Origin of the sequence: Oceanisphaera sp. IT1-181, from assembly GCF_033807535.1 — a bacterium.
Lineage (GTDB): Bacteria > Pseudomonadota > Gammaproteobacteria > Enterobacterales > Aeromonadaceae > Oceanimonas.
In genome coordinates, this window is sequence record NZ_CP136856.1 from 129,580 (window position 1) to 154,714 (window position 25,135).

Here is a 25,135-nt window from a genome sequence, read left to right on the forward strand (position 1 = left end):
ATAAATCGAGAACTGCACGGCTCACTGTGGTCGACAGAGAATGGGGTACTTAGCGCCCCGAGTGACGGAATACCGAGGATTTAACTATGGCTATTCAGAATGTAAGCAACAGTGCCGCCATTCCCATGCAAACCGGTAACGCAAAATCAGCCCAAGTGGCTGGCAGTCATGAGAAGAAGGCAGGAGACGAGTCACTTGCTCCCCAGAAAAATAGAATTATGGGTAGAGTTTCTTATTTTCTAGCTTGGTTTGGTGGTTGTGTATCAATTGGCACCTTTACTATGGGGTCTAGTATTGTTGGCACGCTCAACTTGTTACAAGCTTGCATAGCGATCTCGATAGGTTGTTTTAGTATCGGTATCGCTCTCGCGTTGAACGGGGCTGCAGGCTACAAGTACGGCATTCCTTTTATGGTACAAGCTAGGAGTTCATTTGGCTTTGTCGGTACCCGTTTTCCAGGTATGGTGCGAGCCGTGCCGGCTATCATATGGTATGGCTTTCAAAGTTGGATAGGTGCTGGGGCATTGAACGCAGCTTCAGCCGCTTTATTTGGTTTCGATAATCTAGTACTGTTTTTCGTGGTATTCCAATTCCTGCAGATTGGTTTGTCTATCCTCGGTTTTCAGGGTATTAAATGGTTAGAAAATATAGGTAGTGGCTTTATTCTAGTAGCGCTAGTTTATATGTTTTACAGCGTAATAAATAAGTTCGGTGATGATATAGCTACTAATTTGGTGAATATTGAAGGTTCTTGGGGTTTGCCATTTTGGGGTGCCACTATGCTATTCCTGGGTGTTTATAGCACCATGATGTTGAACGTCAGTGATTACTCTCGTGAGCTAAAAGAAGGTACTAAGCCGGGTTGGTTGACGGTAATTTATTCCATGTCTATTCTGCCTTGTACTATTTTTATGGGCTTAATTGGATTGATGGTGTCCGGCGCTACTGGTATATCTGATCCCATTCAGGTTTTCTCCAGTGCGGTTGATAACACGCCATTACTCGTTATTACTCTGTTATTTATTGCCTTCGCCCAAGTCACCACTAACGTACTTAATAACGTTATACCACCGACCTATATTTTAATGGATGTGTTTAAACTAAAGTTTCGCACCTCAACCATTCTGGTTGGTTTGTTAGCTTTTTGTACCTTCCCTTGGAAATTGGTACAGGAAGACTCGGCAGCAGGATTACAGCTTTTCGTACAAACGTACTCTGCATTCTTAGGGCCTATCTTTGCTGTTATGGTGGTGGATTACTTTATTCTACGGCGCCGTAAACTGGACTTAGATAAGCTTTATGACGAAAACGGTCCCTATAAAGGTATCAACTATGGCGCTGTGATTGCTGTAGTGGTTGGGGCTTGCGTAGCATTAACGTTCGTCTCTGTATCTTTGTACGCCAGTCTATTACCCGCCGGTATTGTTTATTACCTGCTGATGCAGTATTGGAAGCCCTGCCAACGCTTCCGTTATTAATCCAGAGGGGGGCCGGTCAACGGGCCCCTCTTTGTTTCAGCATCTGTTTACCTTTCTAGATTATTTCTGCAGCAATTGGCAGGGGCTTTATACTAAAACAGAGCTGGTGCTGGGAGTCACTCCGCATACAGACGCAACAACGCAGTAACAGCGCGTTTATCCCGAGCGCAATTTAACCGTGAAAGGTTAGCAGACCCTAAATAAGGAATACCGATATGGATGATCGCCTCCTCGAAGTAAAAAGCCGAGATCCTTCTTTATATAACGAAGACTTAGCTCCCATTAAGCATAAAGACCGCAGCTGGGGTTGGTTTGAAATTTTTAACGTCTGGTCCAATGATATTCAGAGTTTGTTTGGTTACAGCCTAGCCGCATCGCTGTTTTTGACCTACGGCCTGAATGGCTGGGCGGTGATGGGCGCCATTATTCTCGCCGGTTTTATTGTGATGATACTGGTGAACCTGACCGGTAAGCCCAGCGTGAAATACGGTATTCCCTTTCCCGTGCTCATTCGTTCCAGCATGGGTGTCAGAGGGGCGAACTTTCCGGCGCTGCTGCGCGCCATCGTGGGTATTTTCTGGTACGGCGTACAAACCTATTTTGCCTCGACGGCCGTTACCTTGTTGCTGACCTCCTTGTGGGGACCGAGTGAGGGCGCCGGTTTCCTCGGCATGTCGGCAACGGCTTGGTTGTCGTTTGTTATTGTATGGCTGTTTCAGATTTTGCTGTTCTGGCAGGGGATCGACAAGATAAAGATATTTCTCAACCTGGCAGGTCCTCTGGTCTATCTGGTGATGGTGGTGTTGATGGTCATTGTCTGGGTAAAGGCCGGTGATCAGTTGCTACCCGCAGTCAGTACTATTTTCAGCAGTGCGGGTACCAAGGAGGGGAGTGACCTGGCGGCGTTCAGTGCCATTGTTGGTACTATGGTGGCTTACTTTGCTGCCGTGGTGATCAACTTCGGGGACTTTACTCGCTTCGTGCGTAGCGAAAGAGAGATGAAGATAGGCAACCTGCTGGGCCTGCCACTTAACGTCGCATTCTTCTCTTTTATCGCCTTGATGATTACCGCCGGTACCCTAGTTTTATTCGGGGAGGCGCTGACTAATCCGGCTGATATTATCGAGCGGGTAGACTCACTGCCACTGACCATAGTCGCGGCGCTGACCTTCTTTGCCGCCACCGTGGGCATCAACCTGGTCGCCAACTTTATACCGCCCGCCTATGATCTGGCTAACCTGTTTCCGAGAATGATCAGTTTCAGAATCGGGGGCTTGATCACGGCCATTATTGCCTTTTTCGTGGGCGCATTTTGGGTATCATTTATCAGCCAGATTGGCATCCCCGGCTTTGTTAATGCATTAGGGGCTATTGTGGCACCTTTCTACGGCATCATAGTGGTGGATTACTACCTGGTAAAACGACAGCAGCTGGATATGGAGCAGCTATTTTCGTCTGCCCCAACAGGAGCCTACTATTATCGGGGCGGCTGGAATGTTAAAGCACTACTGGCCTTTGCCATGGCGGCAACTTTCTCTATTTCGACCGTATTGCTCCCCAGCCTGGCCGACCTTAACGGCTATGGCTGGTTGATTGGTGCAGCCTTGGGCGGCATTTTCTACATCATTTTGGTCAAGATTACCGGAGCAGGAGTTAAAGATATCGCGCCCTAAACTCTGACTGAGTACAACAGAAAGGGCTGCGGCCCTTTCTTTTTAACGAAAGACACTATTATTGTTCACAATTATACCTTGTGATAATCTAAGTTTGTTGTTTTTTGGACAAAAGTGCAATTCTGGTCGGGTATTCTGTCAGCGAGCGTGACAGGGTTGTTGGCCAAACATTTGCTATTCATATCAAGGTAGCGCCATGCATAATAATAAAAACACAGAGCAGGATAAAGTTTACCAACGTATTTGGGAAGCGATAGTGGCCCACAAGCTGCTGCCTGGCACCCGTTTGAAGGAAGAAGAGTTAAGTGAGGCGTTTGGTTTGAGCCGTGGGTTTGTGCGTAAGCTATTGTTGCAATTGTCTTACCATAAATTAGTTAACTTGGTCCCCAATAGTGGAGCTTTTGTGGCCGAACCTTCACCGGAAGAGGCTCGTGAGATTTTTCAAGCGCGTCGTTTGATTGAGGCTGAGTTGGTACGAGAGCTGGCTAGTAAGTGTACGGTTCGAGAGAAGGAACAGCTGCAAGAACACTTGAAGCAAGAACATGACGCGATAGAGAGAGGCGATCAGAGTTTACGCATTCGTTTATCGGGTGAATTTCATCTGTTGATTGGCAAGCTGGCAAATAAGCCGGTGCTTACCTCTTTTCTGCATGAAATTATCCCGCGTTCATCACTGATAGTGGCGCTCTATCAGGGGGCGGGTAAAGGCAAGAGTGGTCATGGCGGTTTGTCATGTAGTGAGCATAATGTTTTGTTGGATGCGATTGCTAATCATCAAGTAGAGCAAGCAGTAGCGCTAATGATTAGCCATCTCAACGACATTGAAGCTCAGTTACAGCTGGAGCCGGTTACAGATAAAGGTGTTGATCTGAAGTATATTTTTGCTGATGCCTGAGGCGATAAACTCAGATAGTGACATAATGAGTCGATATCGAATGTTGCCGTGATTAAAAAACCCTCCGCCGGAGGGTTTTTTAATGGTGTTATCTGCTCGGGGCTATTGATGGCGGTTGACTATAAAGTGCAGTTGCCTATCATCTTAACAAGCTGATTTTTAATGAAATTATGGCAATCATAACGACGGTATTCATCGCCTGAGTCTGTATTTTATGGAGTGAAGTAAATATGTCTGATTTAGATTTTATTAAGACCACCATAGAGCTGGCGCGCGATAACGTAGTGCGTGGCGGCCAACCGTTTGGCGCGCTGTTAGTGCGTGATGGCGTGGTGTTAGCCGATGGCGTAAACGAAAGCTATATCGATCACGATGCCACTGCTCATGCAGAAATTCAGGCCATTCGTAATGCCGGCAAGCAGCACAAAACCACCTCTTTTGCCGGCAGTACTATGTATGCCAGCGGTAAGCCTTGCGCCATGTGCATGGCGGCCATGATCCAAGCTGGCGTGTCTAAGTTGGTGTACTGCGCCGATGACGATGTGGGCGAGGACTACGGCTGGTCGACCGAGTATTTATATGAGCGCATGCAGCGCGACTTTGGCAGCCAAGGTATAGAAACCACGCACTTGCCGTTAGATGAAAAAACTCAAGTATTTGAGCAATACCAAGCCAAAGTTGGCCAAGGCAGCAACGAGCAAATGAAAGATTAAAAACAGCGCCTAGCGCCCGGCGCCCAGCACCAAGCTAAACAAAGAGCGGTGTTTATTTTTATGCCGTCATCCTGACGCACGTCAGGATCTCGCTGTAGGTCTTACTGACTAAAAGACAGGTCTGCAAAGCTTCTTTGTTACGAGAGTCGCAGAAGAACACGGAAAAATAGAGATCAGATCTGAAAGTGAAAGGCAGCGACGAGCACCAAGCTAAACAAAGGGCGGTGTTTTTTTTACGACGTCATCCTGACGCACGTCAGGACCTCAATTAGGTCTTAGTAACTAAAACCCATTTGCAACGGAAGAACACAGAAGAACACGGAAAAATAGAGATCAGATCTGAAAGGGATTATTGATAGTAAGAGCCAAACACCAGAACCTTAACGAGGAGAGCCCTTACCACAAAGGTCTTAGTCACTCGTCGATCTTATCTTGGCTTAATTTTTCTGCGCTTATCTTAAACAGAGAGTTGCGGGTTCCGTTGCAGGTTAGTCCTTGGTCTCTAAGATCTAGACCTAAAACCAGTTGGCAACGGAATCCACAGAATCCACGGAATATAGAGATTAGATCTGACAAAGCCAGAGAAGCCTTAATGGGTAAGAGCAAGCAGCAGAGCCTGACCAAGGGGGGCTCTTACCATTAAAGTCTTTTATTAGTTTTCGCTTGTGACCTTTTCTGTGGGTTCCGTGTATTCCGTGGCGAAAAAGTCTTTGGTTTTTAACGCTCATCCTTGAGGAGCTCACCATTAAACATCTGATCTTGATTAACCCGAATGGTAATAGTGATGCCACAGCTGCCATGGTGGAGCAGGCGCAAAACATGTTGGGGCCAAACGTGCGCGTGACCGGCAAAACCAATACGCAAGCGCCAACCTTACTGGCCACACCTGCGGATATGCAGCTCGCAGAGCAAGGCGTGTTAGCGTTAGGCCTGCAAGCCGCACAAGCGCTGACGGATTTAGAGAAAACCGGCGCCATTATCATCGCGGCCTTTAGTGATCCCGGTTTAAGCGCGTTGCGTGCTCAGGTATCGATGCCGGTATTGGGTATCGGTGAGTCGGCATTTTTAGAAGCGGCGACTCAGTATGGTCGTTTCGGTATCGTCACCATCACGCCAGATGCGGATTTTCTGGCCTCGTTTAGCGCAAGAGCAACGGCGCTAGGTATTAGTGACCAGTACTGCGGCGCCCGCGTCACCCAAGGTAACGCACAAGCGCTATTGGCGAATCCAGCATTGTTAGATGCGGCATTAAGCGCGGCCATTACCGAGTCTATGATGGACGGGGCGCAGGCCATTATCCTTGGCGGCGGGCCACTGTCGGCGGCGGCAGCACGGCTACAGAGTCAATTTGACGTGCCGCTGATCAATCCAGTGGCAGCTGCTGCACGAGCGGCGTTTAAGGACTAATGCTGAATGTTGAAGAAAACCGGTGAGGAGTAAGGGGTAAAGAGTTAAGTGAACGAGCCCACAGCTGCGCCGATATCAGCCTATTGCACGAATGTAGTCGCGCGCTTTAGCCGCGAAATGGCGCGCAGCGCCATCTCAACGCCATGTCCGTCCCAGAGCGGTGTTTATCTTGATGCCGTCATCCGAATAAAACCGGTGAGGAGTGAAAGGTAAATGGTGAAGAGGACGAGCTAACATAGAGCGTTTTTTGTAGGCGAACGCTTGCTCTCGCATTTCGACGAAGGCGGAACGGTCTCAGATCGTGAAGGGTAAAGTGGATGAGCCAAATGCCAAACCGTCAGAAGGCGAGCTCTTACCATAAAGTATCTTTGGCTCTTGTGACCTGCGTCTGTGAGTTCCGTGTTTTTCCGTGGCCAAAATAGCCCTGTTTGTATCTCTAAGCTCGGCGCTTGGCGCTGTTAACACTTGTCGCCCGTGAACTCTTCTGTGGCAAAAACAGCTTTGGCTCTAGATCTGAAGTGCTTATTATTTTATTCAGCAATCGCATATCGAGTGCTGCGTCCGCCGCCGGGCAGCTTAATTAATACATTCAGCTCAATCAAAGCCGTGAGGTGGCGGGTGGCGGTGGCTTTACTCACCTTAGCCACCCGCTGATATTGCGTGGCATTAATACCCAATGCAAAGTCACCATCCAGTAAGCGATTAAGTACTTTACGCTGGGGTTCCAACAGCGGCTTGTCGCTATGTTGCTGCCAAAATTTAGCTTTCAATAGCGTGCGCTCAATTTTGTTGAGTGCATCAGCCAAAGCCTCCAGTAAGGCATCACAAAACCAACTGATCCACAGCGTGATATCCAGCCCACCTTTTTGCGTGGCTTCCAACACCTCATAATACTGACTGCGCTGTTTTAAGATGGCTTCTGACATGGCGTATAAGCGGATGCTTTGCTGATCTGCCTGTGCTAGTGCACGGTCGGTGAGTGCCCGAGTGATACGGCCATTACCATCCTCAAACGGATGCAGGGTTATGAACCACAGATGGGTGATAGCGGCGCGAGCAATCGGATCTAACAGAGGGTCCTGCAACGACTGATTAAACCAGTGTATAAAAAGCTTGAGCTCTGCATCAATGTGCCCACGCGCTGGCGCTTGGTAATGGACTTTTGGCTTATCGATGGGGCCAGACACTATTTGCATGGTCGCCTCGCCGCGCAAGGTGCCACCCTCTATCTGGTGCATTAATGATGTTTGCCCCTGAAACAACCAGTAGTGCCATTGCAGCAGAGTATTGAGCGTCAACGGCTGCCGCCATTCGGTCACGGCATCTTTCATTAGGCTCGCCACGCCAAAGGACTTATCAGAAACCGCTACCGGGCTATCAATATTTATGCCCAACTGGCGTGCGAGTGAAGAACGTACGCTATAGATATCCAACTTTTCACTTTCAATCGCCGACGAGGCAACAATATTGGCCAGCAAGGCATCTAGGCTAAAAATTTCGTCGGCTGCCACTAAAGAGGCTTTACCGCTTAATAGGCCTAAGCGGTGGTGCACAGCACGCAGTTTGGGCTGAACAGTACTTTCCTGCCAAGTAAAGTGCGGCCAGTCAGCCTGTTGCCAAAGCCACAGAGGTGTTGTCATCAGAGCCCTTAATATCGAATAAGCGAAGTGTGAGCCGATTAGACCTTCTAATTGGCTCGCATAATGAGCCGAAAGATAGCTTTGTTCGGCCCATACCACAAGCGCGGTGTTTATTGATAGCCGATGAGGAGTGAGGCGTAAGGGGTGAGGGGGACGAGCCCACAGCAGCGCCGATATTCACATGGTGCAGCAAAGCTGTTGCTTTGCGGTAGTCGCGTGCTTTAGCCGCGAAATGGTGCGCAGCGCCATCCCATGCACAAGTTCATCCCAGAGCGGTATGTATCTTGATGCCGTCATCCTGAACTCGTTTCAGGATCTCGCTCTAAGTTTTTAAAGACTAAAACCTATTTGCCACGGAAGGCACGGACAAAGGTCGGAAAAATAGTGATCAGATCTGAAAGAGATAAGGCCAAGATAAAAGCATTATAAGGGCCAAGCTGAACAAGAGCGGGGTTTACAGCGGCACCAATATCTGAATGTTGCACGAATGTAGTCGCGTGCTTCAGCCGCGGGTTCAGCGGAGCAGAATAGTATTAAGCCCTATAAACACAGGCAGCATTGATATCTGTATATTGCACGAATGTAGTCGCGTGCTTTAGCCGCGAAATCCGCCAACGGCGGATCTGATGCACAAAACCCAACCAAGAGCGGTGTTTATCGATAGCCGGTGTGGGGTGAAGCGTAAGGAGTGAGGAGGACGAGCCAACAACCCCACCGTAATTCACATGGTGCAGCAAAGCTGTTGCTTTGCGGTAGTCGCGCGCTTTAGCGAAATGGCGCGCAGCGCTATCCCAACGCCATGTCCATCCCATTACACCAAATCCCACCACCAAACAGCAGCGCCGATATCGGCATAGTGCACGAATGTAGTCGCGTGCTTCAGCCGCGAAAACCTGCGCAGCAGGTTCTGGTGCAGCAAAACTATTGCTTTGCGATGTCTGTTTGGTCTTGTCTACCCATGGCAATGAGTGGTTTTGGGGGTTGTCCCTTATGCCGTCTTCCTGACGTAAGTCAGGATCTCGCATCTTGCTCTCTCAATATACAGAGCTATGGTGTGGTGTTACTTGTGAATAGCCGAATAAAGGGCCTACTCCTCCGACACGCCGTAAATACATCCATGTAGGCTCCGCCGCGCCATCCTTGGCGCAGAGGGTCGGCTGAGCAGATCCCTTTATCCAGCCCTAGGCGGCGGAGTGGTTGGTTTTTGTAGCCCCGCGCTTTAGCCGCGGGTTCTGCGGAGCAGAATAGTATTAAGCCCTATAAACACAGGCAGCATTGATATCTGTATAAGCAGACCGCCATAACTACTGTGGATAACCAAGCTCCAAACTGCGGCGAAGTTCTCTTCGCCAAAGTGACGTCCACCTACGAAAGATACCATACCCCGTAGCCGGCAATTTATTCGCCGGGCCAGCGTAGCTGGTTAGTTTTAGAGCCAAACCTAAAGCAAAATTCCAAACCGTGCTGAATAAATTTGCACCTACAAGGTCAAAACCAAGCGCTAAGACAGTAGCGAAGGAGTCTTGAATCTTTAATAGCTCGTAACGACAAAATCCACCAACGGCGGATCTGATGCACACGTTCCAACAGTGACACCTAATGGTTTGTTGAAATGGCGCGTGGCGCCATTGCACAGCTGAAGCAGTGCCTACAGGGTGCAATATGTTGGAGTTTGCACCGGACTCACATGGTGATCTGATGTCGTCGTACTTTGAGCGTCGAAAACCGGCTGCTTAATAGGGTATTGCACCACCCATCCGCCACAAGCAGAGCATTGCCTGGTAACATAGCTTGCATTAATCGGAGTCGAGCAAGTCCAAGGATCAAATAGATGCAGCAAATTGGTATTTACGAACAGCTGATCACTCAGCTGGTATCTTCACGTTTAAACCGCGATAAGTTTTATGTGGGCGAACGGATCTTAGAAACGACTGAAGCATCGACTTGGTTATCTAATTTTTTCAGTCGTATCTTAAAACACGTAGTCGATTCTATCCCCAATGACGATAACCGTTTAGAGCAACAAATTGAGTTTGCCAACCAACTGTTACTTTGGCTGAAAACGCAGCTTAACGATCCCGACTTTTTTGAAGAAAACCTGCTCGATAACCAAGGTAAAATTTTAACCGCTTTATACGAACTGGAAAACCCAGTGGCGGCCGATCTTAAAAAATATGTAGAAGATATCTTTCCATTAACTGGCCTGACGCAAAGCGAGCTGTTTTGTGGCAGCAACGGGGGGCTGTCATTAGAAACAGAGCTCAAGCGTGAAATACTTTCCTCCGATAAAATCTACTGGCTGGTGTCTTTCATTAAGTGGACCGGCATTCGCATTTTTCGTAAAGAGCTGGAAGAGTTTACCCGCAGTGGCCGGCAGTTAAAGGTCATCACCACTTCTTATATGGGCGCGACCGATGCTAAAGCCGTGGAGTTTTTAGCCGCACTGCCTAATACCGAAATCAAGCTCAGCTATAACACTCAGCGCGAGCGGTTACATGCTAAAAGCTATCTGTTTCTGCGCGATACCAAATTTCATACCGGCTATATTGGCTCTTCAAATTTATCGCACTCAGCCCTGACTAGCGGTTTGGAGTGGAACCTAAAGATCACCTCCCAAGAAATCCCGCACATTATTGAAAAATCCTTGAGCACCTTTGAAACGTACTGGGCCTCGAATGATTTTGAAGTGTTTGATGGCGAGATAGAAAGTAAGACTAAGCTCAACACGGCGTTGCGCGAAGCACGCGGTGGTTATGCACCTACCAGCACTTATTTTTTCGACTTAAAACCCTTCCCGCATCAGCAGGAAATCTTAGAACAGTTAGCCGTTGAACGTGATTTACATCAGCGGTTCAGAAACCTAGTAGTGGCCGCCACAGGTACCGGTAAAACCTTAATCTCAGCCTTCGACTTTGCCCGCTTTCTGCGTAAGAAGCCGGATGCAACATTTCTCTTTGTTGCTCACCGCCAAGAAATTCTCCAACAGGCTCAAGCCTCGTATCGCGGCGTATTACGCAATGGTAACTTTGGTGAGCTGTGGGTGGGTGGAGCTAAGCCTGAGCACTATCGCCAGCTATTTGCTTCTATTCAAACGCTTAATAATCAGCTCGAAGACCTGTCTTTATCGGCGGATTACTACGACTACATAGTGATTGATGAGGTGCATCACATTGCAGCAAGCAGCTATCGAGCGGTACTTGAGTTCTTTGCGCCGCAGATTTTGTTAGGGCTAACTGCGACACCTGAGCGTCACGATGGCAGTGATATTCTGGCTGACTTTGGTGGCGTAATAGCGGCCGAGATTCGACTGCCTGAAGCCATTAACCGTCGCCATTTATGTCCGTTTCAATATTTTGCGGTGGACGATGATACGGACTTGCGCAGCATCCCTTGGAGCCGCGGCCGTTATGACATTGCTCAGCTTACTAACTTGTACACTCACAACCATGCGCGAGTGAATAAGATAGTGCAGAGCCTGCAAGAAATCGTGACTGATCTCAGTGGCATTAAAGCATTGGCGTTTTGCGTGAGCCGTGCGCACGCGGATTTTATGTGCCAGCAGTTTCTGCTGAAAGGCATTAGCAGCGACATCTTAACCAGCGATAACAGTGCTGAGCGTCAGCAAAAGCAGCAAGCACTGCGTTCTGGCCAAATTAACGTGTTGTTTGTGGTGGATATCTTTAACGAAGGTGTCGATATTCCAGAAGTGGATACACTGTTGTTCTTACGACCCACCGAGAGCCTAACCATCTTCTTACAGCAGCTGGGCCGAGGTTTGCGACTGTCTGACGGTAAAGAGTGCTGCACCGTTTTAGACTTTGTGGGTAATTCGCGGCCTGAGTATGACTTTGCCGAAAAATTTAGAGCCTTAGTAGGTAAAACCAATCGCGCCATTAGCGATGAAATTAAGCAAGGCTTCCCGCATGCTCCATTAGGCTGTCGCATCGAGTTATCTAAGCGTACCCAAGAGATGGTGCTGAGCAACATCCGCAAAGCGACGGTGAACTTAAATCGTTTAATCGGCTTGATCCGCCAGTTTCCCTCTCATTCAGACTTGCCATTAACGCTGACCAACTTCTTAAAGATGCATCCTAATTTAAAGCTGGAAGATATCTATAAAAGAGGCAGTTGGACCAGCTTAGTCGCTCAAGCGAATGCCAGCGAGGTGATGGAAAAAGTCGATGAAACTGTGCTCAAGGCATACGAGCGTGCGATTAAAACCAAGCTACTAAGTTGTGATTGCTTTAGCTATCTGCAATTTTTACGTGAACTAGCAGTCAATGATTATACCTTAACCAAGCAGATGAACGAGCGTCATACTGTGATGTGCCATTACGATTTTTGGCAAAAAACAGGAAAAGAGTTGGGCTTTAAAACGCTGGCACAGAGTCTTAAAGCACTGGACCATCCGCAGCTAAAAGTTGAACTGCTTGATCTACTCAGTTTGCTTATTAACCGCATTCATCACGAACAATTCAATGTAGCTAACCTGTCATTAAACCCGTTAAAAGGTCATGCGCGCTATACGCGAGAGCAGATATTGGTCGGTTTTGGTGCAACAACCTTTGGCTATCAGAAACCGGCGCGAGAAGGCGTGTTAGTGATTGCAGAGGAAAATATTGAGCTGTTATTTGTTACGCTCAATAAGAATGAAAAGCAGTTTTCACCCACCACCATGTATCACGACTACGCCATTAATGAGCAGCTGTTTCACTGGCAATCCCAGAACAGCGCGCGTCCAGATCGGGGTAAAGGCTTAAGCTACATTCAGCATCAAGAAACTGGCAAACGACTATTTCTGTTTGTGCGTGAGCAAAGTAAAGATGAGTACGGCATTACCATGGGTTTTGTAAATTTTGGCGAAGTGGAGTATGTGTCGCATCATGGCAGCCAGCCGATGAGCATTACTTGGCAGCTTAAAACCGCCATGCCGCCATTTATGTGGCAGCAAGCAGCTAAATTAGCGGTGGGGTAAGCGATGAGCTTGATATCTAAATAAAAAAACCTAAGCCCCCAGCATTTAGTTAAGGTCGGCGTGTCACTCGTTCTTGCTCTGGTTTGGCTCTTTTACTGTACTTTCGTTAGGCAAGAGTCAGGCTTTATTACTGCAGGCTTTGTTGGCTCTTTAGTGCTGGCGAAAGGGGTAGGCCTGCTGTTTTTTACTGCCGATGTGCAACAGTACGGGTACTTTTTGAAGCGTTTACTGATCGCCGACTTGGTTTTTACGCCTTGGTATATGTGCTGTTTCTGCGTAAGCCTAAGCCTAAGTTGGATTAGCGTTTGAGCTATTAAAGCTTCTTTCTAATGCGCTGCCGTTTGGCGCTGGCTTCATAGCGCATAAGATCATCTAAGCTGTCGACCTTGGGCTGAAATAGCGCCTCTAGTTCTTTAACTCGACCTAATACCATGGCGATACGGACTAGCGTTTCAAAGCTGGTATTTTGACCATTCTCTAAGTTAGATAAGGTATTCACACTCACGCCGGCACGCGCTGCTACGTCTGCTTGGCTCATTTTCTGTGCCAAACGCTCTTTGCGCAGCCGCTGGCAAAGTAACTCGACGATCTCACTGGGTTTAGTAAAGATTAAATCCATTATATTGTGCCTTAAGTGAAATATACTGACTTAACACCCAATATTGTAGGTCTTATATAAGTGGTTTGCTACGAGAAAGCTCGGCGTGTTTTCTCACTGTGTTGCTGTCATTACTGCCGACAAATCTCATTGCAGGCGCTGATTAATTGCTCGGCGAGAATTTTGCTGTGGGCGGAGAGTTTGTCTTGGGCATGCAACGTTAGCTCTAAATCTGGAACCTGCGGCAGGCCGTCTTGCTCGCTTAAAATACGATGTTCAGCCGTGACTAAACGTCGCGGTAGTAATGAGATACCAAAGCCGGCTTCTACTGCACAGCACACGCCAGACAAACTGGTGCTCACATACGCCAGTCGCCAGCTGCGACCCAGTCGGTCGAAGGTGTGCGCCATTTCACTACGATATAAACCGCCGATGGGGAAAGTCACCAGCGGAATGGGCTGGCTGTCGAGGTTATTGCTGTGCAGGCTGTCAATCCAGCACAAGGGCTCGGGCCAACTCACTAAGCCAGGCACGCTGCCTTGGCGCTGTTTCACTAATGCTAAGTCCATATCACCGCGCTGAAATTCCCGCCAAATATCGCTGCACAAGCCGCTTTTTACTTCTAGCCGAATGCCGGGATATTCATTAGAAAAGGCGGCGAGGGTGGGCATAATGGCGTGGGTGGCAAAGTCTTCGGGTACGCCCAAGCGAATTTTTTGTTGCTCGGCGCTCACGCTGGTTTGGGCCACGGCTTCGTTCATCATCTGCAAGATGCGTCGTGCATAGCTGAGCACGCGCTCGCCTTCAAGGGTGGGCGTAATGTAGCGACCTTTACGGTGTAATAGCTCACAGCCAAATTGGGCTTCTAACTTGCGTACTTGTTGGCTCACCGTCGATTGGGTGAGGTGCGTGCTCTCGGCGGCACGGGTAAAGCTGCCGGTATCGGCCACGGCAATAAAGCTGCGCAATAAGATGGGATCTAAGGTGATATTTAAATTCATATGTTTCTCAAAGAGCAGTGAAGCGTGAAAGAGACTAAATATTTTTCGCCACGGAATCCACGGAATCCACGGAACCCACAGAAAAATAGTGATCAAATCTGAAAGTGATTCTTATGAGTACCTGATTACGTATGAACCTCAGCCATAATGCACCCTGTTTCGGTTTGTTCTTTGTAGCTGCCCAATTTATTCGGCAGGCCAGCTCTGCTGGCTGTTACTGAGGTTTAGATTTAAACCAAAACACCAAACCGGGCCGAATAAATTGGCCCCTACAAGGTCAAAATACCAAACTGGGCCTCATATTCTTTACCGAAGAGGCGGCACCTCCATGTAACCTATTGAATTTATTGGTGCTTAGTTCTCTGAGACATGGCTGAGCTTTGTGGGTAATCAGGTATGAGTAAGAGATAAAACCAGTGCATCATTGAGGTTGTCTTACACATCAAAGGCTTTATGCCCTTGTCTCACGTGAACTGCGCCCGAGCTTCTCGTAGCAAAGAGTCGTTGCAGATATAGGTTTGGCCTGCATTTGTTGTACTTGTGTCGTCCTCTTCACTCTTTACCCATCACTCTTCACTCACCAGTCAGTGGCTTAGCCACTAGTGGCCATTAAATTATTTAATTTATAAATCAAACAACTTTGTTCTACAATAGCCAAGTTCACAATTTAGACAGCCATGCCGTTTGGCGTGGCTTTTGTTGGCATTAAGCCGAATTTCTCGTATTAAAGGACAGTATCATGGCCCGTAATACCTATTATGCTCCTAAGGGTGGCTTGCCACCTCAGACTCAGCTGATCCACGATCGCGCTATCTTTACCGAAGCCTATGTCGTTATTCCTAAAGGTGTAATGAGCGACATCGTGACTAGCTTCCTGCCTTTCTGGGATGAAACTCGTCTGTGGGTTATCGCACGTCCGTTAAGCGGCTTCGCTGAGACCTTCTCACACTACATCATGGAAGTTTCTCCAAAAGGTGGTAGTGACAAGCCTGAACTGGACAAGGGCGCCGAAGGCGTATTGTTCGTCGTTGAAGGCGAAATGACCCTGACTCTGGAAGGCAAAGAGCACCAGATGGACTTAGGCGGTTACGCTTTCCTGCCAGCCGGTTCTAACTGGAGTGTGCGCAACAACAGCGACGCGCCAGTACGTTTCCATTGGGTACGTAAAGCATACCAATTTGTTGATGGTATCGATGCACCTGAAGCTTTCGTAACTAACGAGAATGACATTGCGCCTACAGCAATGCCAAACACTAACGATGCATGGGCAACCACTCGCTTCACAGATCCAACGGATCTGCGTCACGACATGCACGTAAACATCGTTACGTTCCAGCCAGGCGGCGTTATTCCATTCGACGAAACACACGTTATGGAACACGGTCTGTATGTATTGGAAGGTAAAGCAGTTTACCACCTGAACCAAGACTGGGTTGAAGTTGAAGCCGGCGACTACATGTGGTTGCGCGCCTTCTGCCCACAAGCTTGCTACGCAAGTGGCCCAACTCGCTTCCGTTACTTGCTGTACAAAGACGTTAACCGCCACATGCTGTTAGACTCTTCTACTGCTTACCGCGGTCGTTAGCTGTAAGTAAGTTGCAGCGCTTAAGCAGCGCTTAAGTCGCAGTAATTGATGTAAAAGGGTAGCCTCCGGGCTGCCCTTTTTTATGCGTGTGAGGCGTGAATAGTGAGGTGTGAGGAGAAATGACAGCGCCGAGCGGCAAGCACTGCTCTATGCGGTTTTACATCGGGCCCGACCCAGTATCTTGTACTTCTTTGGCTCTAAAACCTAAAGCGAGATCCTGACGTGTGTCAGGAAGACGGCTTAAAGAGTTTCGCCTACGGCAAAATGCGAGAGCAAGCGTTCGCCTACAAAAGACGTTTTGTCTTGTTCGCCTCACTCCTCACATTATCCAAGTAACAACTTATGTAATTGCTGCAATGAGCTGACTTCATAGTGGGGGCGTATGCCTTCAGGCGTGGCGCGGCCGGTGCTGTTCAGCCAGCAGGTGTCTATGCCGGCGTTGATGCCGCCTAAAATATCGGAATGCGGGTTATCGCCCACCATCAAGATTTGCTCTTTGGGCGGGTGGCCCATGAGCTCGAAGGCATGTTCAAAAATGCCGGCGGCGGGCTTGGCGATGCCCACTTGTTCGGACACCACTAGCGTATCGAAGGCTTGTTGCCAGCCGGCTTTGATTAAACGGGCTTGCTGCATGGCGCTAAAACCGTTGGTAATAATGCCCAATTTGGCTTTGCCTTGCAGCGCCGAGATAAGCTCTGGCGCCCCCGAGAGTGGCGGCGACACTTGCGCCATGGCCACTAAATAGTCGCGGTTTAAAATGTCAGTGGCAACGCCTAATCGCTCAGACCAAGCTTGAAAGCGAGTGTGCTGCAGTTGGGCGGCACTAATGGCGCCGTCTTGATAATCCACCCACAGCGGCGCGCTTAAGGTGTGGTACTGGCGATAATCTTCGACGGTAAAATTCACGCCAAAAGTAGCGAACATCAGCTTTAAGCCGGCAAAAGCATCGAAATGGAACAGTGTTTCGTCCGCATCAAATAAAATCCAAGAATAACGCATGCTTATTGCTCCAAGTAATGGGCGGTATTTTTGCCACATGTTGGCAGAAAAGAATAAGTGTAGATGCTGGGGCCGAGCAAACGCCAGACTAAATCGATCTAAGCCGAGGTTTCTGCTGGCAACTCTTAATGTTGGCGGCACTTTATCTTATAGTGAGCACTTTACAGTAAACCCTGACTATTAACTCGGTGACGAGTCACGCCATCATGAGACACATTTATGGAATTTTCTAGCTGGTTGGCCTTAGTGGCCATTTGCGTGGTGGGCGCTATGAGCCCAGGCCCAAGCTTAGCCGTGGTGATGCGCAACACCATAAGAGGTGGCCGAAGCCACGGTGTGTTGACCGCCATTGGGCATGGCACGGGTGTGGGTTTATATGCATTGCTAACTGCACTCGGCTTGGCGCTGATTATTGCCAACAATCCGCTGCTGTTTAATGTGATCCGCTACGGCGGTGCCGCTTTCTTGGCGTGGTTAGGCGTGAAAGCCTTGTTGGCCAAGCGTCAGAACGTAGCCGCCGCAGAGGCGCATGAAATCGCCGGTCGCCAAGGTGCCTTCGAGGGTTTTATGGTGGCGTTCTTAAATCCGCAGCTGGCCATTTTTTTCGTGGCGCTGTTTAGCCAATTTGTACATGCAGATACAGATTGGCAGCAAAGCCTGATCATGATGCTGACCGCCGGTGGCATAGACGGCGCTTGGTATGTGTTGGTGGCTTTGGTGTTATCGCGCGGGCCGGTATTGGTCTGGCTAAAAGAGAAGTCGGTGTGGCTAGATAGGCTTAGCGGTGTGGTGCTGTTAGGGCTGGCAATTAAGGTGGTGCTCTAGAAGCGAGAAGCTGAAAGTCGGAAGAAAGATCGCTTAAAACTGCGCTAAAAAAAAGCCGATTTTTTTGTGATTAGGGTTAGCCCAATCCCGGTAGATCGGTTGTGCGCTAGATCAAGTTTTGTTAGGATAATCAGGTAAATTAATGCGATTTGCCTGATTTAACCGACAAAATCTAAACAATAACTTAAGCGTAACAAAACAGCTTAGGTGTAATAAAAAAGCTTAAACAGAACTTATTACAACTCAATAAAATTATAACAACTAAACAAGAAAGCCCATTTAGGGCCGTTCGTTTCTCATCATTATTATCCACCGGACTTAGCCGTTGAACCCTACACCTTTTCTTGCGCTGGCAGATAGATGGCACGACTTAGCGTCGTTGTCACAAATCGGCGTGGATGGCGTAGGCGTAGTCAGCATGGTGATGATGTTAGAAGTGATCAGTGAATGGTTATTATCCTGGACCGGTTTGTCTGGTGATGTGTTTGAATATCAAGCTCAGCTCAGCGACTTACTGCCCGTAGAAACCATCAAATCTATTATTCTTACTAGCTTGCTCGTCTTTGTGCCCTTATTACTGCAGTGGTTATTATTACTGTTGTACCTGCTGCTGCAAACGCTGCATTGGCCGCGCTTAACCTCCGTTAAGGCGAATTTTGACTCTTCGCTCCCGCAATACTGTGTACTGCGCACCGCTCACGGTTGCCGCGCTCCCCCTTTGGCCCGCTCTGGGTTCTAACACTCTTTAGGCTCAAATAAGTACTGTTGCTGATAGTTACTCCTGATTTTTCAGCGAGTTAACGCAGTAAAGCCTTGTTGACGTCCGCATTCGAGTGTTTGCCCCATATTGGGTCTTCGTGTTGTTAGTGACTGCGTATTTGCCTTTTTTTGGCTCATGCCCTGCGAATGTTGCTCATTAATCTACACGGATACCCCTAATGGTCTTGTCGCTTGGCGATAAGGTAATTCCTTAAGGAATAGGGGAAGGGTTCTTGTTTATGCAAAACCTAGTTATACAAAACCTGCTTGGTCGAAACCTGTTTAGTCGAAATAAAGTATTTCGACACCTCAAAACCGCGTTATTTGCCGGTGCTAGCAACCTGCTGTTAGCCGGCTGCCAAGGCGGCGTACTTGATCCTAAGGGCCAAGTAGGCGTCGACGAAAAGCACCTGATCGTGGTTGCCACGCTTCTGATGTTAATTGTGGTGGTGCCGGTTATTTTTATGACGCTGTTTTTCGCGTGGAAATATCGCGAAGGTCGCACTCAGGAAATCTATGCACCTAAGTGGTCGCACTCCACCAAAATCGAGTTAGTGGTGTGGATTATTCCCATCATTATCGTGGTTATTTTAGGCGTCATTACCTGGCGTTCTACTCATGATCTGGACCCTTACAAGCCGCTGGTGCATGAGAAAGATCACATCACAGTGGAAGTGGTCTCACTGAACTGGAAGTGGTTGTTTATCTATCCAGAGCTAGGTGTTGCTTCGGTGAATGAGCTGGCGTTTCCGACCGATGTACCGGTGGAATTTAAGATAACCTCCGACACCACCATGAACTCGTTCTTCATTCCGCAACTCGGTGGCCAAATTTACTCCATGGCCGGTATGGAAACCAAGCTGCACCTGATTGCCAATGAAGCAGGCACCTACGACGGCTACTCTGCTAACTACAGCGGCGAAGGCTTTAGCGGCATGCAGTTTAAAGCCATAGCCACGCCCGATGAGGCCGGTTTTGATGCTTGGGTTAATAAGCTCAAACAGTCATCCGACACCTTAAGCCCTGCCACTTATGCGCAGTTGGCGAAGCCGAGTGAAAATAATCCGGTGCAATATTACGGCCAGGTTAGCTCAGGTATGTTCCACCACATCTTGCATCAGTTTATGCCGAGCATGCACGACGGCGAAAAAGCCGTGGCTGGCGAGCAGGGCGCGCATGCCTCGCACGCAATGCACGATATGAGCGATGAGATGACCATGGAGACTGAAAAATAATGTCCTTGCTAGGAAAACTCACATTAGACGCCGTGCCGTATCATGAGCCCATTATCATGATTACGCTGAGCGTGGTGGCCGTGGCCGCCATGGTGATTGCCTTTTTAATCACCCGTTATAAAAAGTGGACCGTATTGTGGCGCGACTGGATCACTTCGGTGGACCATAAGCGTTTAGGTATTATGTATATCATTCTGGCGTTCGTGATGTTGGTGCGCGGCTTTGCCGATGCCCTTATGATGCGGGCTCAATTAGCGCTATCGACCAATGGTGCCGATGGCTACTTGCCGCCCGAGCATTACGACCAAATCTTCACCGCCCACGGTGTCATCATGATCATCTTTATGGCCATGCCATTTATGATTGGTTTGATGAACATAGTGGTGCCGTTGCAGATTGGTGCGCGCGATGTAGCCTTTCCGTTCTTGAACAACCTCAGCTTCTGGCTGGCGGTGTCGGGTGCGATATTGGTGAATATTTCACTGGGCTTGGGCGAATTCGCCAAAACCGGTTGGGTGGCGTATCCGCCGCTGTCCGAGATGGACTTTAGTCCGGGTGTGGGGGTGGATTATTACCTCTGGGCCTTGCAGATTTCCGGTATTGGTACCTTGCTGACCGGTGTGAACTTCTTGGTTACTGTATTCAAGATGCGCACGCCTGGCATGAAGCTGATGCAAATGCCGATTTTCACTTGGACCTGTACTTGGGCCAATATCCTGATAGTAGCGTCTTTCCCTATCTTGACCGCCGTGCTGGGTATGTTGACGTTAGACCGTTATTTGGACTTCCACTTCTTCACCAATGAAGGCGGTGGTAATGCCATGATGTACATCAACCTGTTCTGGGCTTGGGGTCATCCCGAGGTGTATATCTTAGTGCTGCCCGCATTCGGTATTTTCTCAGAAATCATCTCTACCTTTACCGGTAAGCGTTTGTTTGGTTATACCTCCATGGTTTATGCCAGCGGCGCCATTTCTATTTTGGGCTTTGTGGTGTGGCTGCATCACTTCTTTACCATGGGCTCCAGCGCCAACGTTAATGCCTTCTTTGGCGTGATGACCATGATTATCGCGGTGCCCACCGGGGTTAAGCTGTTTAACTGGTTGTTCACTATTTATCGTGGCCGGTTGCGCATGACGGTGCCTGTGTTGTGGACCTTGGGCTTTATGACCACCTTTACTATTGGTGGTATGACAGGCGTATTGCTGGCCTTGCCCGGTGCCGACTTTGTGCTGCACAACAGTCTGTTTTTGATTGCTCATTTTCATAACACCATTATTGGTGGCGCCGTGTTCGGTTACCTGGCCGGTTTTGCCTTCTGGTTCCCGAAAGCCATGGGTTTCCACCTGGATGAAAAGCTGGGCAAAATTTCCTTCTGGTGCTGGCAGATTGGTTTCTACGTGGCCTTTATGCCGCTGTACGTGTTGGGCTTCTTAGGCATGACCCGCCGTATCAATCACACCGACAATCCAGCTTGGAACTTCTGGCTGTATCTGGCCGCCGTGGGTGCCGTGTTTATTCTGGTGGGTATAGCAGTGCAGTTCTATCAGCTGTACAAAGCCTTCCGCGATCGCGAGCTGAACCCTGACTTGACCGGTGATCCTTGGAATGGTCATACCCTGGAATGGTCTACCTCTTCACCACCGCAGTTTTATAACTTTGCCGAGCTGCCAATGGTGGAAGACATAGACGCCTTCACCGACATGAAAGAAAAGGGCACCGCCTATCAGGCACAAGCTCACTATCAACCGATTCATATGCCGAAAAATACCAGTACAGGTGTGCTGATTGCCGCAGCGATAACTGCCGCGGGCTTTGGCGCTATTTGGCATATTTGGTGGTTAGTGATTGCGAGTTTGGTGGCCAGTTTCGTGATTTTCTTGTGCCGCGCCTATGACAATGACACCGACTATTACGTACAGCCCGATGAGGTTAACGCCATCGAGTCTGCGCATATACGTAGCCAAATCAAGGAGGCCTGATGCAAGCCGTAGCGATTGATCACACCCAAGTGCAGCAACATGAGCACTCACATGAACATGAGCATCACGACACCAGCGGCAATACGTTGTTTGGGTTTTGGCTCTATTTAATGACCGACTGTTTGTTGTTTGCTTCGGTGTTTGCCACCTATGCGGTGTTGTATATGAACACCAATGGCGGCCCGTCTGGCAAAGACTTGTTCGACTTAAACTTCGTGCTGGTGGAAACCGGTGTCTTGTTGGTCAGCAGTATTACCTACGGCTTTGCCATGTTGGCCGGTCATAACCATAAGCGCGGCTTAACGCTGTTGTGGTTATTGGTGACCTTCGCGCTGGGCGCCACCTTTATCGGCATGGAGGTGTATGAGTTTCAATACCTGATCGCCGAAGGTGCGGGCCCAAGCCGCAGCGCCTTTTTGAGTGCTTTCTTCACCTTGGTCGGTATGCACGGTTTGCACGTGACCGCCGGTTTGGTGTGGATGGCCATCTTGATGATAGAGCTGATTGCTAAAGGCACTACGCCTCGCACCTTGACGCGTTTAAGCTGCCTGAGCATGTTCTGGCACTTTCTTGATGTGGTGTGGATTTGTGTATTTACCGTGGTCTATTTATTAGGAGCTATGGCATGAATAGCGGCATGAGCAATCATCATGATACAGCAGCCGATCACGGCAGTGTGTCTTCTTACCTAACAGGCTTTGTGCTGTCGATTTTGTTAACCGCGATGCCATTTTGGGCGGTAATGACCGGGCAAATGAGCAACAGCCAAACGCTGTTGGTGGTAGTGGGTTTGGCGATAGTGCAAATCTTTGTCCACCTTAAGTACTTCTTGCACCTGAGCTTTAAGCCCAACAGCCGCGCCAATACGGTGGCATTTTTGTTCTCCGCCTTGATTATTATCATGGTGGTGGGCTTGTCGGTGTGGATCATCATTAGCTCTAACGAAATGATGATGTAACACAAACAACACAAGTAAAGTCGGCCAAAGGGTTCACTCCTCCGACACGCCGTAAATCCATCCCTGGAGGCTCGGACATGCCATCCTTGGCATGTCACGGTCAGCGGAGTAAATCCCTTTGGCTTCCTTGCTGAACTTGGTGTCGTTTGTATCGCCACCGAGGGGTAAATACATAACGGGATATGCATCCCGAGGGGATTTTATGATCCGACCTTATCTCAAGGTCACTTATCTCAAAGTGACTAAGCCAGGCATCATCATGGGTAACCTAATATCTGTAGCGGGGGGCTTTTTTCTGGCTGCCCGTGGCCAGATTGACTGGTCCTTGATGTGGGCCACCGTGCTGGGTTTATCGCTGGTGGTCGCCTCTGGCTGCGCCATTAATAACTGCATTGATCGTGATATAGACGCGCATATGCAGCGTACTCGCAATCGAGTAACGGTGACCGGCGAATTGTCGGGCCGTGCCGCCTTTATTTACGGCGTTGTGTTGGGCGTAATCGGTTTTGCCGTGTTGGCTATTTTCACTAACACGGTGGCGCTGAGCTTTGGCGTGTTGGGTTATGTGGTGTATGTGGGCGTATACAGCCTCTATATGAAGCGCAAATCCGTGTATGGCACGCTGGTTGGCAGTTTATCGGGTGCGGTGCCGCCAGTAGTGGGTTATTGCGCGGTGACCGGCCAGTTTGATGCGGGTGCCGCCATCTTGTTGCTGATGTTTAGCCTGTGGCAGATGCCGCACTCGTATGCCATCGCTATTTTTCGCTACAACGATTATGCGGCGGCCAATATTCCGGTGCTGCCGGTGGCGGAAAGTATTGCCAAGGCCAAGCGCCAAATCGTGCTTTATATCGCGGTGTTTTGTTTGGTGACCACCTTATTGCCGCTCAGTGGTTATACGGGGCTGACTTTTATGGCGGTGTCTTGCGCCACCAGTTTGTGGTGGTTGGTGATGGCCTTTAACGGCTTTTATCGCGGTGCGGAAGAGAAAGGCTGGGCACGCCGAGTGTTTGTGTTGTCCATTATCACCATTACCGCTATTAGCGTGACCATGGCGTTGGATTTTAAGGCGCTGCCCGATGCTTTGCTGGTGTTGAACGGCTAAGTAGTTGAGTAGCTAAAGAGTTGAATAGTTAAGTAGTTGAATCGCTTAACAGCGGTTTAGCTACTTAGCTAGGTAACGAAGTAGTTGAGTTTTTTTCATGTTTCTCCCTTTTGACCAAAGCCGTTCATCCTGCAGCTTTGGTCTTTTTTATGGAAGATAAAAAACAATGGCCCCGACAAAAGATAACATCATCGCTAAATGGTCTTTCGCCGACACTTCCTTTCTAAGTAATCACGCATAACTTATGTAGATAGCCAAGCTCCAAACTGCGGCGAAGCTCTCTTCGCCGGGCCAGCGTAGCTGAATGGGGTTTTAAATCTCAAAACAAAAACAACACCGTGGCGAATAAATTGCCACCTACAAAAGACGGTTACTTTGTAGCCCGCAACTTGTTCGCGGGGCCTGCGAAGCAGGATGGGGGTTAAATCTGAAAACCAAACCAAAACCGTGCTGAATACTCTTTACAGAAAACAAGGGCACCTACAGGTCAAAAGCCAGCGCTAAGACAGTGGCGAAGGAGTCTTGAATCTTTTAAGAGCCTGTAACGACAAAATCCACGTTAGTTCCGCAGCATACTTACTTAAGTAGATCAGCATTACATAAGTGGAAATACGGCATTTGAGGAGGAATAAGAGAGCAACTAAAAATTAGAACCAGAGACATTTTTGCCACAGAAGGCACGGGCACAGTTCACGGGGCTCGGTGCTGCCTTTCACTTTCAGATCTCTATTGTTCCGTGTTCTTCCGTGCGTTCCGTGGCAAATAGTCTTGAGTCAAAACCTACACCAAACCGTGGCTCATACTTTTATCTTTGAGATGACTACTGCATAGAGTGCAGGCCTATCATGTTGCCTTCACTATCCACGGCAAGGGCGATAAATCCGTAGGGGCCGATGGCGAACTTGTCGCGTGCCAGCTGTCCGCCGCTGGCGACCACCCGATGGGCCTGTTCCGCGCAGTCATCACAGCTAAAGTACACCAAAGTACCGCCACCGCCGGGTGACATGCCATTCATCTGCACCAGAGCCCCGCAGGCGCCACTGGCATCATCTTCGCCCGGAAACATCCACATTTCTGGCCAGTCTTCTGCCATTTTGTCTGCTGGTTCCAGTGTCACGCCCAGCACCGCCTCGTAGAATTTACGCGCCCGCGCCATGTCGGCCACATAAATTTCAAACCAAACTACTGCATTCGTTTTCATGATGTTTGCTCCTTGGTCGCAGCTGAGAGGTGGCTGCTACTCACTCTGGGTCAACAGACCATAACTATAGTTGGGTAAACATTTTGACCAATAAAAAAACGCCGCA

At 48.9% G+C, this 25,135-nt stretch carries 20 protein-coding genes; 14 read left to right on the plus strand and 6 right to left on the minus strand.

Annotated features, from left to right (window positions below; translation table 11 throughout):
• Window positions 1-86: 86 nt before the first annotated feature.
• The 5 genes from R0134_RS00570 to R0134_RS00590 all read left to right on the plus strand — a co-directional run bounded on the left by R0134_RS00570 (window position 87) and on the right by R0134_RS00590 (window position 6,166).
• Window positions 87-1,478, plus strand: a complete 1,392-nt coding sequence (locus R0134_RS00570) for an NCS1 family transporter (RefSeq protein ID WP_319782996.1) — start codon at window positions 87-89, stop codon at window positions 1,476-1,478.
• Between the two features lie 215 nt (window positions 1,479-1,693).
• Window positions 1,694-3,151, plus strand: a complete 1,458-nt coding sequence (locus R0134_RS00575) for an NCS1 family nucleobase:cation symporter-1 (protein ID WP_319782997.1) — start codon at window positions 1,694-1,696, stop codon at window positions 3,149-3,151.
• Between the two features lie 196 nt (window positions 3,152-3,347).
• Window positions 3,348-4,046, plus strand: a complete 699-nt coding sequence (locus R0134_RS00580) for a GntR family transcriptional regulator (RefSeq protein ID WP_319782998.1) — start codon at window positions 3,348-3,350, stop codon at window positions 4,044-4,046.
• 230 nt (window positions 4,047-4,276) lie between these two features.
• Window positions 4,277-4,759 carry a nucleoside deaminase gene (locus tag R0134_RS00585; RefSeq protein WP_319782999.1) on the plus strand — a complete coding sequence of 161 codons (483 nt, stop codon included), beginning with the start codon at window positions 4,277-4,279 and terminating at the stop codon, window positions 4,757-4,759.
• Window positions 4,760-5,518: 759 nt separating this feature from the next.
• Complete coding sequence (locus R0134_RS00590; protein ID WP_319783000.1) at window positions 5,519-6,166, plus strand: aspartate/glutamate racemase family protein; 648 nt, start codon at window positions 5,519-5,521, stop codon at window positions 6,164-6,166.
• Window positions 6,167-6,696: 530 nt separating this feature from the next.
• Here R0134_RS00590 and R0134_RS00595 read toward each other — a convergent pair.
• The gene (locus tag R0134_RS00595; RefSeq protein WP_319783001.1) at window positions 6,697-7,806 is read right to left on the minus strand and encodes a Fic family protein; all 1,110 of its coding nucleotides are present in this window, start codon (window positions 7,804-7,806) and stop codon (window positions 6,697-6,699) included.
• A 533-nt stretch (window positions 7,807-8,339) separates the two neighbouring features.
• Complete coding sequence (locus R0134_RS00600) at window positions 8,340-8,831, minus strand: hypothetical protein (protein WP_319783002.1); 492 nt, start codon at window positions 8,829-8,831, stop codon at window positions 8,340-8,342.
• A gap of 806 nt (window positions 8,832-9,637) precedes the next feature.
• On the opposite strand from R0134_RS00600, the gene R0134_RS00605 reads away from it, so the two are divergent.
• On the plus strand, window positions 9,638-12,781 hold the full coding sequence (locus R0134_RS00605; protein WP_319783003.1) for a DUF3427 domain-containing protein: 3,144 nt from the start codon (window positions 9,638-9,640) through the stop codon (window positions 12,779-12,781).
• Window positions 12,782-13,094: 313 nt separating this feature from the next.
• Here the strand turns inward: R0134_RS00605 and R0134_RS00610 are convergent, their stop codons facing one another.
• Together R0134_RS00610 and R0134_RS00615 are read right to left on the minus strand one after the other, a co-directional pair.
• On the minus strand, window positions 13,095-13,400 hold the full coding sequence (locus R0134_RS00610) for a helix-turn-helix transcriptional regulator (RefSeq protein ID WP_319783004.1): 306 nt from the start codon (window positions 13,398-13,400) through the stop codon (window positions 13,095-13,097).
• A 110-nt stretch (window positions 13,401-13,510) separates the two neighbouring features.
• A complete protein-coding gene (locus R0134_RS00615; RefSeq protein ID WP_319783005.1) occupies window positions 13,511-14,380 on the minus strand; it encodes a LysR substrate-binding domain-containing protein in 870 nt (289 codons plus the stop codon).
• Window positions 14,381-15,119: 739 nt separating this feature from the next.
• On the opposite strand from R0134_RS00615, the gene R0134_RS00620 reads away from it, so the two are divergent.
• A complete protein-coding gene (locus tag R0134_RS00620) occupies window positions 15,120-15,965 on the plus strand; it encodes a bifunctional allantoicase/(S)-ureidoglycine aminohydrolase (RefSeq protein ID WP_319783006.1) in 846 nt (281 codons plus the stop codon).
• Window positions 15,966-16,289: 324 nt separating this feature from the next.
• Here the strand turns inward: R0134_RS00620 and yjjG are convergent, their stop codons facing one another.
• Complete coding sequence (yjjG, locus tag R0134_RS00625) at window positions 16,290-16,964, minus strand: pyrimidine 5'-nucleotidase (RefSeq protein ID WP_319783007.1); 675 nt, start codon at window positions 16,962-16,964, stop codon at window positions 16,290-16,292.
• 219 nt (window positions 16,965-17,183) lie between these two features.
• On the opposite strand from yjjG, the gene R0134_RS00630 reads away from it, so the two are divergent.
• The 7 genes from R0134_RS00630 to cyoE all read left to right on the plus strand — a co-directional run bounded on the left by R0134_RS00630 (window position 17,184) and on the right by cyoE (window position 23,828).
• A complete protein-coding gene (locus R0134_RS00630) occupies window positions 17,184-17,789 on the plus strand; it encodes a LysE family translocator (RefSeq protein WP_319783008.1) in 606 nt (201 codons plus the stop codon).
• A 325-nt stretch (window positions 17,790-18,114) separates the two neighbouring features.
• A complete protein-coding gene (locus tag R0134_RS00635) occupies window positions 18,115-18,528 on the plus strand; it encodes a hypothetical protein (RefSeq protein WP_319783009.1) in 414 nt (137 codons plus the stop codon).
• Window positions 18,529-18,787: 259 nt separating this feature from the next.
• The gene (cyoA, locus tag R0134_RS00640; protein ID WP_319783010.1) at window positions 18,788-19,783 is read left to right on the plus strand and encodes a ubiquinol oxidase subunit II; all 996 of its coding nucleotides are present in this window, start codon (window positions 18,788-18,790) and stop codon (window positions 19,781-19,783) included.
• A gap of 5 nt (window positions 19,784-19,788) precedes the next feature.
• On the plus strand, window positions 19,789-21,765 hold the full coding sequence (cyoB, locus tag R0134_RS00645) for a cytochrome o ubiquinol oxidase subunit I (RefSeq protein ID WP_319784275.1): 1,977 nt from the start codon (window positions 19,789-19,791) through the stop codon (window positions 21,763-21,765).
• Complete coding sequence (gene cyoC / locus R0134_RS00650) at window positions 21,765-22,394, plus strand: cytochrome o ubiquinol oxidase subunit III (protein WP_319783011.1); 630 nt, start codon at window positions 21,765-21,767, stop codon at window positions 22,392-22,394. The genes cyoB and cyoC overlap by 1 nt, the downstream gene beginning before the upstream one ends.
• Window positions 22,391-22,723 carry a cytochrome o ubiquinol oxidase subunit IV gene (gene cyoD, locus R0134_RS00655; RefSeq protein ID WP_319783012.1) on the plus strand — a complete coding sequence of 111 codons (333 nt, stop codon included), beginning with the start codon at window positions 22,391-22,393 and terminating at the stop codon, window positions 22,721-22,723. Before cyoC ends, cyoD begins: the two co-directional genes overlap by 4 nt.
• A 202-nt stretch (window positions 22,724-22,925) precedes the next feature.
• Window positions 22,926-23,828 (plus strand): heme o synthase, encoded by a 903-nt coding sequence (cyoE, locus tag R0134_RS00660; protein WP_319783013.1) that lies wholly within the window; start codon window positions 22,926-22,928, stop codon window positions 23,826-23,828.
• A gap of 820 nt (window positions 23,829-24,648) precedes the next feature.
• Here the strand turns inward: cyoE and R0134_RS00665 are convergent.
• The gene (locus tag R0134_RS00665; RefSeq protein WP_319783014.1) at window positions 24,649-25,029 is read right to left on the minus strand and encodes a VOC family protein; all 381 of its coding nucleotides are present in this window, start codon (window positions 25,027-25,029) and stop codon (window positions 24,649-24,651) included.
• Window positions 25,030-25,135 lie beyond the last annotated feature (106 nt).